Annotated in this window: 6 protein-coding genes, 1 tRNA gene and 1 pseudogene; 2 read left to right on the top strand and 6 right to left on the bottom strand. The window is 41.6% G+C overall.

The annotated features are described in order from the left end of the window. Nucleotides 1-415 precede the first annotated feature (415 nt). Nucleotides 416-487, top strand: a tRNA-Gln gene (locus tag ACTQWB_RS17550). Here the strand turns inward: ACTQWB_RS17550 and ACTQWB_RS17545 are convergent. The 3 genes from ACTQWB_RS17545 to ACTQWB_RS17535 all read right to left on the bottom strand — a co-directional run bounded on the left by ACTQWB_RS17545 (nucleotide 488) and on the right by ACTQWB_RS17535 (nucleotide 3,408). Continuing rightward, nucleotides 488-1,075, bottom strand: coding sequence for an Rpn family recombination-promoting nuclease/putative transposase (locus ACTQWB_RS17545; protein ID WP_441501128.1), 588 nt, complete (start codon nucleotides 1,073-1,075; stop codon nucleotides 488-490). Nucleotides 1,076-1,273: 198 nt separating this feature from the next. Then, nucleotides 1,274-1,990, bottom strand: a complete 717-nt coding sequence (locus tag ACTQWB_RS17540) for a sulfite exporter TauE/SafE family protein (RefSeq protein WP_441500930.1) — start codon at nucleotides 1,988-1,990, stop codon at nucleotides 1,274-1,276. Between the two features lie 92 nt (nucleotides 1,991-2,082). After that, nucleotides 2,083-3,408, bottom strand: coding sequence for an MATE family efflux transporter (locus ACTQWB_RS17535; protein ID WP_441500929.1), 1,326 nt, complete (start codon nucleotides 3,406-3,408; stop codon nucleotides 2,083-2,085). Between the two features lie 399 nt (nucleotides 3,409-3,807). Here ACTQWB_RS17535 and ACTQWB_RS17530 point away from each other — a divergent pair. Next, nucleotides 3,808-4,460 (top strand): annotated as a pseudogene (locus ACTQWB_RS17530) (hypothetical protein). Nucleotides 4,461-4,564: 104 nt separating this feature from the next. Here ACTQWB_RS17530 and ACTQWB_RS17525 read toward each other — a convergent pair. The 3 genes from ACTQWB_RS17525 to ACTQWB_RS17515 all read right to left on the bottom strand — a co-directional run bounded on the left by ACTQWB_RS17525 (nucleotide 4,565) and on the right by ACTQWB_RS17515 (nucleotide 9,613). Then, nucleotides 4,565-6,016: an ABC transporter substrate-binding protein gene (locus ACTQWB_RS17525; protein WP_441500928.1), complete on the bottom strand. Its 1,452-nt coding sequence runs from the start codon at nucleotides 6,014-6,016 to the stop codon at nucleotides 4,565-4,567. 80 nt (nucleotides 6,017-6,096) lie between these two features. Next, nucleotides 6,097-6,522 carry a hypothetical protein gene (locus ACTQWB_RS17520; RefSeq protein ID WP_441500927.1) on the bottom strand — a complete coding sequence of 142 codons (426 nt, stop codon included), beginning with the start codon at nucleotides 6,520-6,522 and terminating at the stop codon, nucleotides 6,097-6,099. Then, complete coding sequence (locus ACTQWB_RS17515; RefSeq protein WP_441500926.1) at nucleotides 6,509-9,613, bottom strand: glycoside hydrolase family 3 C-terminal domain-containing protein; 3,105 nt, start codon at nucleotides 9,611-9,613, stop codon at nucleotides 6,509-6,511. The genes ACTQWB_RS17520 and ACTQWB_RS17515 overlap by 14 nt, the downstream gene beginning before the upstream one ends. Nucleotides 9,614-9,666 lie beyond the last annotated feature (53 nt).

The following is a 9,666-nucleotide window of genomic DNA, read 5'->3' as shown; positions in this document are numbered from 1 at the left end:
CGCCCATATATACGGGAACCGCGAACTACGCTTGCGCTCCGTTTGCGTAGCGCAAAATATATGTGCTACGCCCATATATACGGGAACCGCGAACTACGCTTGCGCTCCGTTCGCGTAGCGCAAAATATATGTGCTACGCCCATATATACGGGAACCGCGAACTACGCTTGCGCTCCGCTCGCGTAGCGCAAAATATATGTGCTACGCCCATATATTTTGCTTGATTATAACATATTTCATCCATAATGCACAGGGAAAAGCGAGTAGGAATCCTATTTTTTTCCAGTAAAATCAAGGCTTTGCAGGAATTGAATAAATTTTTTAAAAAAATTTGAAAAAAGGGGTTGACTTTTATATGGATATTGATATATAATACAACCTGTCGCAAGCGAGAAAACAACTTGCTAAAGCGCATAGGGCTATCGCCAAATGGTAAGGCAACGGACTCTGACTCCGTCATTTCAAGGTTCGAATCCTTGTAGCCCTGCTAAATGGAGCACCTCGGAAGAGGTGCTTTTTTTGTATTCTGCCAAAGACAAAATAGCGTACTATGTTCGAAATTTGTATCCGTAACATAGCACGCTATTCTCGCATCTGCTACCTGTTTCTCAGCTTCTTCTTTCTCCCTTCTCAGCTCTTCTAAGCCTTCATAGATATTTAGCTTTGCATTCGCAAACAACTCACCCATTCCACACCCTCCTTCTATACTGTCCATGAATTCCTCTGCTGTTCTGTTCGGAACATTCATATTTTTCAGCAAGGCCCAAATGATATTTTTCAGTATGTTCTTTATCTCTTCCGATGCATTTCCATAGATACGGCGCAGAAACTCATCAGATTCTTTCGAAAAATCCTCCAAATTTCTCACATTCTGCAATTTGTTAATACGCATGACAAGCGCCATCTCATTATTCTGGCGGAAGAGTTCCTCATCTGTATATTTATGTACACTGACTACATGATATTTAAAATCTGGTATATATTCTTTCATTTCTTCAGCAAATTCAATCCGGTCCCGGAAATGCAACCCAGCCGTCCAGTTTCCAGCACCCTCATAATAAACAATCGGAATGATCAGAGGATAACGAAAGTAATTAATGGGATTACATAAACCTCTTGGTTTATTGTGCCATCTTTACTGCGAAGATATACCTTCTTAATAGTATCTGCCTCATATTCTACACCGCAGTTCAAAAGATATCTGCATATTCGCTTTAGCATATGCTGATATTGCTGACAAAGGAAAACATTTTTTAACCTACGTTTTTTACATCTACAGGTTTTTCAAAATAAGAGAAATTCCCGAAAGCATCAGCAACCCCGCTGTAATCCTGCGGATCCATTTTTCATCTGCAATATTGCTGCATTTTATACCTGCCAGCAATCCCAGTAAAGCAAATGGAAAAAGCAACAGACTCATTTGTACCGTTTTCAGATTCAACAGGCCCAGAACGCTGTAAAGGATTATGCGCACCGTATTATCTGCTATAAAAACCACACTAATATTAGCCTTAAAGGAGTCCGTGTCTTCTGTTACCCTGCTGACATAGGCCGCCAGCAAAGCACCAATGCCAAATAAACCGCAAAGCACTCCTGACAGGATTCCAATAACCGCCAACAGGATTCTGGAGGATTTTCCCTTTTTGTGACTATACTCCCGTAATACCATTTCTGCACCCAGAACGATCACCACTACACCAAATAACAGCTTAATCGCACCTGCATCTACATTTTTCAGCAAAAAAGAGCCAGGAATACTCCCCAACAGGACCAATCCTATAAGGGGGAGATATATTTTCGGATCTAGTCTTTTCCTGTTTTTCCATGTAAGAATCAGATTAGACGGGTACCCCACCAGCAGATCAATTGGCGAAATATCTGCATTCGCCGTACCAAAACTCAATATAGTTGTAAATATCAATGTATTGGCAAAGCCACACAGGCCCTTGATAAAATAAGCTGCCACTACCGCAATAACCCATAAATACATCCAAACTGCCCCTCAATTTTTTGATGTTAAATTTTTGTAAACACGCTCTAATATGCTCTTAGAATACCACTAAAACTAAGGTAACGGCAACACTATCTTCTCACTTTCAGAATCTTCCGCACAATACCCACCGCTATCACAGCCGTCACCACATCTGCACAAGCCTGTGAAACCAGCACACCTGTATATCCAAAGATCCTGGAAAGAATCAGTAGCGCGATCACATACAGCACACCTTGTCTGCTGAGCGATAATGTGAAAGCTCCCAGCGCATTTCCCACAGACTGACACACACAGGTAGATACAAGGGTAACCGCCATGAACGTCATACCCAGCTGCTGAAATCTCAGCATCATTGCCCCATTGTTTACAATCTCCGGATCATTCATAAATATGCTTATGATCATCGGCGCAAACGCACTCATAATCACTGTAAAAACAAGTCCAAGTCCCATTTCAAAAAGATAAGAAAACTTCAAAATTTCTTTCAGTCTTTTCTGATTTCCAGAACCATAATTATAACCAATCAAAGGCTGTCCTCCAAAGGCAAATCCAACCAGGATCAGTGTTGTGATCATATTCGCTTTCAGGGCAATTCCCATAGCAGCGATTTTGTCAGTTCCATAACTGAGCAGAAAATGATTGGTCATCATCACCATGAAGCTCTGCATTAAATTAGTGATCGATGCCGGAATTCCGATAGTAAAAATATCCCGGATCATAACACCAGGGATTTTCACATCGGTAAGTGCCACGGACAGACGTTTTGCCTTCTTTCGGATCGCATAAACATAATAAATATCAGCAATCACATTTCCCAGTACTGTTGCGATTGCAGCTCCGGCTGCTCCCTGTTTCAGTCCGAAAATAAATACCGGATCGAGAATAATATTCACAATAGAGCCCAGAATCGAGCCCGTCATTGCCTGTGTTGCCAGCCCCTCTGTACGAAGAATATTGCTAGGCACAAGGCCAAAAATAATAAATACTGCACCAAGTACGATCCAGGTGTAATAATCACCTGCATACTGCCATGTAGTCTCATCTGCTCCCAATATGCCAAGAATCTGGCTGCGGAACAGAAGAAGTATCACTGTTACGAAAACGCCAAAAAGCACAGACGCCCAGACACAAAAAGCACTGGCCCGCTTTGCATCAGCCTCTCTTTTTTCTCCAAAAAGCCGTGAAATAACCGAACTTCCTCCAAGTCCGAAAATATCCCCAAAAGCAATCATCATTGTAAATATCGGAACCACAAGGGACACTCCTGCCACCAGCTCCTGCACTCCTGTCAATGCGATAAAATACGTGTCCACCATATTGTAGACCAGGGAAACCATCATGCTGAGCACAACCGGCAGCGCCAGTTTCATGTACGCTTTCGGCACAGAAGTTTTTTCAAATAATTCGTTTTCCATGTCTTACTCCTTTCACCAAAAAACATCCATAACCCGAATTGCAAAATGGATTATGGATGTCCGACCGTAGCACTGAAGTAATCAGCGCCCTATCATATTCAATTATATCTGAAAATGTAACGGAGCAAGCCGTTGTAAAAAATAATTTTAATGTCATATTCCGAGACGATATTTTAACAAATCCACTTGCCGACGTCAAGTGGAATCTTCTACTACCACCTTGTGTCCAGCATCAAAGAGTAACCTTTTCGATACTGAATAACCAGGCTGGTATTGTTGACAAGAGAGAGCCATTCTCTTACAATATTTACATATACGGCTTAGAGCCTGTTTGAAAAATCATTCCTGCAATCTGCACGCTCTAGCCCGTTCACATTTTTTTAAGGGGAACTATTTACAATGGAAAAGAAATCAAATCATTTTTCAGGACAGCTTGGTTTTGTCCTTGCCGCAGCCGGCAGTGCTGTGGGAGTGGGAAACTTATGGAGATTTCCCTATCTTGCAGCCAAAGATGGGGGCGGCCTCTTTCTGATCATTTACCTAATCCTGGTACTGACCTTCGGCTTTACTCTTCTTACTTCTGATATTGCCATCGGCCGCCGCACCCAGAAAAGTGCTAGCGACGCTTACACCCAGATGCATCCGAAGTGGAAGTTTCTTGGAATCCTTACTTTCCTAGTACCGGTTCTCATCATGACCTATTACGCAGTGATCGGTGGATGGATCACCTATCCGTGATCTACCTTGCAGCCTCCGCAATCATTGCGCTTGGTTACAGTATTTTCTATGTAGAAGTGAAGTTGCCTAACGGTTCCACAGGTCAGTTACTTGACATTATGGATTACATCAGCAACAGTGTTATGATGCCATTCATCGCATTGCTCTCAACCATCTTGATCGGTTGGATCGTAACCCCCGACTATGTGATTGATGAAATGGAAAAAAATGGGGAAAAGTTCCGCCGGAAAAAGCTTTATAGGGTGATGATCCGCTTCGTTGCCCCGGTTCTGATGTTTATCCTGTTCCTGCAATCTACTGGAATTTTATCTTAAAGCATTTAAAAAAAGTCTTCTGCACCAATGAGTTTGGCTCGCTCTAATTCAAAACGGCGTGTTATGTCCGTATTTTTACCGGTTACATAACACGCCATTTTCCATTAATTAATTCTAAGAAACTGTTCCAGCTGTCTCTGTTTTTCCGCAATCACTTTTTCAATTCCAGCAGCTTTCATTTCTCTGTCAGCCCGTTCTATCATTTTCTCTGTATCCACTGCTCCTGACAAAATAGCAGTATAATATTTATCAACAACAGCCTCGCACAGCTGATACTCCGTTGATACCTCCGAGCTGTCAAAACAGAACCCGATTGCCTTGGAAGTCCGCACATTTTTATTAAAAAAGTCAAGTTTTTTCCAGAAATCTGCCCCTTCTTCCTGCAAAGGCGGCGTATTTGCACAATATGGAAAGAAATAATATTGATCTGCCATCAGATACCCTTTTGATCTTTTACTTGTCCAGGCAATCGTCCCATCTGTATTTTTTTCGTAATGTATTCCCTCAAGTCCATCAACCAGAAGCGTATTTACCTCGCAATCTGTAAACAGCATCTCCAAAACTTCCCATGCAGTTTCTTTATGGGAAGATTCTGCATTTATTCCATAGCCCACTTCAATATAGGAATTTGACACTGCCCATGGTTCCACGCTCACTGTATGTACAACCTCCGTCTGTTCCATATTTGCAAAATTCTCAAAATAACAGATTCCTTTATTATTTCTTACCAGTTCATCTCCCCTTAAAGTATTATTCAAAATATCGGGATAAATTAATCCATCCTTATACCACTGTCTTGTATATCTGCAAAATTCCTGAAATTCTTCTGTATCAAAAATATTTTTCACCACCAATGACTGTCCACAATTCTCTAATACACCTATATTCTTTGAATCCCCTAATCCATCCCAGGTCCAGCCATTGACCAATGCATCACCACCTTGGGGTACCAGTGGATAACGGTCTGGATATTTCTTCTTCAGCTCATACAAAAATGACGAAATTTCATCCAAGGACATTCTTTTTCCAGACTGTATTCCATACTCACTGGCTATTTCTTTCTCAATTGTAAGCCCAATATAATTTCCATAATTCCGGTAACTTGGAATCGCATAAATCTTTCCATTTACTTTTGTTCCAGCAAGCTTTTCTTCATCCCAGACTTTCCGGAATTCCTCAGACGCATTCGCCACACATTCATCCAGTTCCATCAGCTTTCCTTCTTTTACCAGCAAAGGCAACGTCGGCTCGCTCATATAAGCCATAATATCCACTGCATTATTTACCAGCAGCAGGTTAACCTGCTGTTTCCAGTTTTCCATAGGAATATAAATAATGTGGATATTGCAGCCATAACGTTCGCTGATCAGCCTGTTGATCGCATCCTCTACCAGTTCTGCATCAGCAGCTTCATGAACAGAGGGGATTGCTATATTGACGCATGGCAATGTATTCTGTACTTTAAAAAATATGCTCTGTTTTTTCCAGACAGTTCCCACATAGCATAATATCAGGAACAAAAAAACTATTATTCCCAGGCTCTTATATTTCTTCATAATCCCCTCCTTTCTCTGAAGTACAATTGAATCTGTCTACAAGGAAAAATTCTACTTTGCAGACAATCTCTAAAACATTATTATGCAGCCTTTTTTATATCAAAAAACGCAGCGCACATTCCCAGTATTGAAGCCACCAGGCAACAAATGATCCCTGCAATAGCACTCTCAAGATCTGCAACATTACTTGCATTTTTCTGAAAAGTCATAATAAATGCGGCCTCATTAATACGAAGTCCGATGAATTGTATCGCCGCTACCATTAATAATACAGCTCCTAACACTGGCAAAATGTCCTTCCATATCTTCGGCTCTCCCTTTCCAGTCCCCAGTACCAGAATCTCAGTCAGAATTCCAACTACCATACAGCCAATTACAACCTTGCTGATCCCGTAACTTGCAAAATAATCTGTTCTGCAATTCCATACATAACACACCAATGCTGCTACCGCTGCCACCACTGTAATGATCGTAAGATAAAAACCTGCACCTTTATTTTTCATCACTGTTTCCTCTCCTTCCAGTCATCCACGCTTTTCCATACATTACCAAGCTTAAAAGCGTCAGCAGTAAAAAGGCAATCTGTAATCCGGTGAGCAGATTATCATACCATGTGCGCACACTTACCAGATGACTGGAAGCAGCCATTCCGTCCATGGCATTAGAATTTGCAAGTGCAAATGCCTGCCACTTCATAGCCTGTTTCAATGCCTTCAGAAGTTCTTCGTCCTGGCTTACGTTTTCTTTAGTCCAGTAAGTCCATTTTTCTGCGATTGCTTCCATCGTGTCGTCACCTGTTTTACAGGTCATCGTCACTCCATTCATAACCGCTTCTTTTAACACGCAGTAATTTGCCTGTGGAATCGCATCTTCACTGAGAAGGCCCTCAAATCCCCATTCCTTACGGAGAATATTTACCATCAGACCTGCATGGGCATTACATGGTAAAACACCAACTCTGTTAAACGCAGACATAGCTGCCAGTGCATGTACATCCTCAAAGGAACTCTGGAATCCACGAAGCTCGTTTTCCCTTGCCTGCTGCTCTGTCATAAACGTACTGATTCCAATTCTGTTTACTTCTGTATCATTAAATGCCAAATGCTTTGGCGCGATCAGACAGCCATATTTCTGTCCGCCTTCAACAAAGGCAGCTCCCATAAAGCCAGTCAGAACCGGATCCTCTGAGTAATACTCATGGTTACGCCCATTATAAGGACTACGATGAATATTCACACCGGCTCCCCAGTAAATGGTTAGATTAGACCAGAGGGAATAATTTCCCATTACTTCGCCATACTTTTCTGCAAGTTCTTTGCTGAATGTTTGGCCGATCACAGTTTCATTTGCCATAACACCGGCTTTATATTCCAGGTTCTTGTCGTCCTTTTCTACAGCGCAAGGATCACCGGAAGCAGTGTCATAATTTGCATACTGTCCAAGCGGGTAGGAATAAATTCCATTTGGTCCATCATTCTGTATTACCTCAGGAGAATTTAAAGATGGCATAGCTTTTGTGCTCACACCGCCAAAAGCAGTACGTTTCATGGCATCTTCCAGGGTTAGCTGATCCATAAGCTGATTCCACAAAGGATCTTCTATATCCGAATTTCCACGAAGGTCAGATAATGTCATATGATTGTCAGCTCCCAAAACAACTTCATCTGGATTACCCTGAGCTTTAATCTCATAATTATCATTATTCATTGCCTGAAGCATCTCATCTGTTGCAGTAATATCTTTGTATGTAACCGGCCATGTTTTCTCCCAGTCACTTCTTGACAGATATGTCACAATATCTGGCATCCAGTAATTCAGATCCATATCCTGAAGCTGGTTCTCAACTGCAGTACCATTTTTTGTATAGGCAAATGTCTTATCATCCAGCTGTTCCAGATTCCATGAGGATACCAGTTCCTTATTTCCCTCTTCTGTCATTCCATCACTTATTTTACTTCCTGTATATGCAAGCACATTGTTTGCTGCCTGATGCGCATCTTCGCCAACCGCAAAATAATAAGCACCTGACTCAAGAATGTAACATCCCTTCGTTCCTGCTTCATTGTCAGCACCAGAATCCCAGCTTGTCATATACTGCATATCAGCCTGAATTGTAAGGGTTTCACTTTCCCCAGGCTGAAGCAGCTGGGTTTTTCCATAGTCCAAAAGCTGAACACCACTTTTTTCAATGCCATTCTCTTTATCATAATCTGTATACGGCAGGGAAACATATAACTGTACTACATCTTTTCCAGCTACATCACCTGTATTTTTCACAGTTACCTTCGCAGTTACCGTTTTATTTTCCAGATCAGGCGTTACTTCATCCAATGTTTTCTCAAAGGTAGTATAACTTAATCCATATCCAAAAGGATAAGAAACCTCATTTTCATACATCCAATTGCCACTGGTACTTCCCACAGAAGCATCTGCATTTCCCTGATTTAAAACACAATCCATATAACGGGTTTCATAATATTTATAGCCGATATAAATATTCTCTGCCTCTACCTGTACAGAGTTGATACAGTTATCATTATCTGCGTTTGTATATTCATAAACTCCATAATTCTGTGCAGCAGGTGAAAGAGAATTATCCACTGCATAAGTATCGCTTAAATGTCCAGAAGGATTGGCTTCTCCGGAAAGAATATCTGCTACACCATAGAAGCCATAGCCTCCCGGAAAACCAATCTGTAATATTGCATCAACTGCTTCGTTTTCCTTGATTTCCTCAATTTCCATGGCACTGGCATTATTCAAAAGAAGGATCAGCTTACCTCCATTTTTCTCTTTTTCTTTCACAGCTTCCGCGATCAGATCCCGCTCATCATCAGACAAGCCAAGTGGATCCTCCTGATTCAGCTTCTGATCCGGATTTACGCCATCTTCTCCTGGATAATAAGTTCTGTTTTCGCCACCAGAACGCGCTAACGTTAATATAGTAGTATTATACTCGGACAGACTGTCCTTCCAATCCTTTTCAACGCTCTCCAGTCTTTCTAATGATGGCTCCTTACTGCTGAATACACCTGAAATAAGCGGCGCTGTCAATGTTCCTGTCTGATTTTTCTCATCAGGATAATCTGCAAAAACAGCGTCATTTGTGTACATTTTCTGAAGAACAGGATTAATCACAAACCCTTTTTCCTCCAATGCTTCCACAAAGTCTACTGTATCTGCATCCGTTCCCTCGTTTTCTGTCAGAAGACTTCCCATATCACCGCCCATAACTGGGTAATAACTGGAAAAACCAAGAAGGGAGACCTTCTTCATTTCATCCTTTGTAAGCGGAAGTGCTCCATTATTTTTCAGAAGGACACTTCCCTCTTCACTCATAGTCTCTCCAAGATCCGCGATTGCCTGTACCATTTCCTTTGTACTTGCATAATCCGATTTGTAAGCATAAAGATTTTCACTCTGTTCCTCTCCGTCAGTTACCAGTTTTGTACTGGACGTCCCAAGAAACTTGTCAATATCCGTACGGAACCGCTCTACAATAGGGGATGCCGTCAAGGTCAAAGCCAAGCATGAGGCTGTCACAGAAGTAATTCCTCGCCAGCGTCTTTGAATCGTTCGTCTGTTTTTCTCTTTCATTTTCCCTGTTCCTTTCTTTTTTCTTCTATTTTAAAGAACAGATGAAAATATTT

This window comes from Blautia sp. HCP3S3_H10_2 (assembly GCF_052122375.1).
GTDB lineage: Bacteria > Bacillota > Clostridia > Lachnospirales > Lachnospiraceae > Blautia_A.
The sequence above is the reverse complement of the archived record's forward strand: the minus strand, read 5'-3'. Positions and strand labels throughout refer to the sequence as shown.

Coding starts and splice junctions, on each gene's coding strand:
- ACTQWB_RS17540 (WP_441500930.1), bottom strand. CDS start 1,990: ATGTATTTATGGGTTATTGCGGTAGTGGCAGCTTATTTTATCAAGGGC.
- ACTQWB_RS17535 (WP_441500929.1), bottom strand. CDS start 3,408: ATGGAAAACGAATTATTTGAAAAAACTTCTGTGCCGAAAGCGTACATG.
- ACTQWB_RS17525 (WP_441500928.1), bottom strand. CDS start 6,016: ATGAAGAAATATAAGAGCCTGGGAATAATAGTTTTTTTGTTCCTGATA.
- ACTQWB_RS17515 (WP_441500926.1), bottom strand. CDS start 9,613: ATGAAAGAGAAAAACAGACGAACGATTCAAAGACGCTGGCGAGGAATT.